A 1,644-nucleotide genomic window follows, 5' to 3' on the forward strand; every position below is an offset into this window, starting at 1 on the left:
GGCGCATTCAGAATTTAGGTCGATATAATGATTATAAGACATAAAAACTCCAAGATTTGATTTATATGAAGTCTTGGAGTTTCTTTTTTCTAAATTTAGAGATGAGAATAGGGTTTTTATAGAGAACAAGTCATAGGTATCCCATGATTTTTTGTGTTTTACAAATTTAGGCTGCTATTTGAGTTAGACTGTTTTGTATGCGCCTTCCTATTTCCAAAGCATTGGCAGTATGTATTCCAAAGCATATCCAGAGTTTTTCTGTAGCCTTTGTTTTGGCTTTGATTCTCTTAAGGTGATAATGTTCTTTTTCTTTGCCAAAACTACCTTCTAGCCGTGTGGCTCGCTCTTTGGTAATTAAAGCTTTGAGCTTCTTTTCGTCTTTATAGTTTTCAGGAAGTTTTCCTTTACGTTTAAAATCCGTTTTAATATTATTTTTGGTTACAAACGTCCTGTTCTTGTTTGTAGCATAAATAGCATCGGCTCCCAATACTTTTGTTTTTACTTTGGTGAGCGATTGTGCCTTATATATCGAACTTTTAAGACGGGTGCCCTCATTAAAAGCATTAAAGCTTAAGTGTTCGATAAAATTGATACCATCGATCTGGAGCTTGTTTACTTTGGCTCCAAATTCAACTGGTTTTACTTCTTTGCCCCTTACAATTGGTCTAAGGTAATCTTTAGCGACACTAACAATTCGGTTTTTTGGAGGCTTACCTGTCTCGAAGTACACTTTCTGCTGTTGGTGTACTTTTTTAATGGTAGCTACCCTGCGATAATAGGTGACCGTAAATTTAACTTTGTGAGAATTACGGAGTACTGCTTCAAAACCGATAAGTTTATGGAGCAGGCCCAATAAGGCTCTAATGAGAGGCCTGCGCTTTTTGTTGGTTTTCCGTCGCATTTTGCTAAATCCAAAATAGCGTTTCTTCCATTTGATATATTTGGTGCGCAGCATTTTTATACCTAAATATTTACAGGTGTCCCTGAGTTGGTTGTAGAGCCAGTCCACCGCTTCCCATAATAGCTTTGTAGGTGTAGGATAACGCAGTTCACTCTCATAGCAGGTAGCATCAACTGTAACTTGGCTCTTGTTGTCAATATAAGGTTGCCAATGATGGTACAGCGTTTTCTCAAGCAGATCGATATTGAGCTTATCGGCTAGTTCACAACGTATTTGGCTTACTATTTTGAAATTTGTCAGCCGAATAAGACCTAAGTGTATATCACAAAAAAACTGGTAATCTATATTACTGTTAAGTTGCTCAATAAGCTTCCTGTCTGAACAACAGGCATAATGTTTCAAAAACATAAGTGCTAATCTTCCCTTAGGACTGAACACCATTTTAGAGCCTGCTGTTTTTTCTTTAATCTGTAAATCCTCAACCAGGGATTCCCAGGGAATGGCCAGGTGAATTTTACCTAGATCGCTCTCTAAAAAACGAGTATAATAAGCATGCATATTTTCCGTCGCGGATAAAAACGAAAAACTATGTTGAAAGTCAGAAAATCTTTGTAATTTCATAGTCAAGGAAAAAAGAAAACCCCGTTTTTGGCTCGTCATAGCTGATTTCGGGGTTTTTGGTTTCCTTAATTTACAACAAAACCCTCATATTTACAAGGGTTTTCTTATTTATGAATGTGCCT

1 protein-coding gene is annotated in these 1,644 nt (G+C 36.9%); it reads right to left on the minus strand.

Annotation, left to right across the window (positions count from 1 at the left end; all coding sequences use genetic code 11):
* Positions 1-166: 166 nt before the first annotated feature.
* Positions 167-1,522, minus strand: a complete 1,356-nt coding sequence (locus Q4Q35_RS04810) for a transposase (RefSeq protein ID WP_303276808.1) — start codon at positions 1,520-1,522, stop codon at positions 167-169.
* Positions 1,523-1,644: the final 122 nt, after the last annotated feature.

Origin of the sequence: Flavivirga aquimarina (assembly GCF_030540835.1) — a bacterium.
Lineage (GTDB): Bacteria > Bacteroidota > Bacteroidia > Flavobacteriales > Flavobacteriaceae > Flavivirga > Flavivirga aquimarina.

What these genes read in the sequence shown, in the direction of transcription:
- Q4Q35_RS04810 (WP_303276808.1), bottom strand. Translation starts at nt 1,522, where the DNA reads ATGAAATTACAAAGATTTTCTGACTTTCAACATAGTTTTTCGTTTTTA.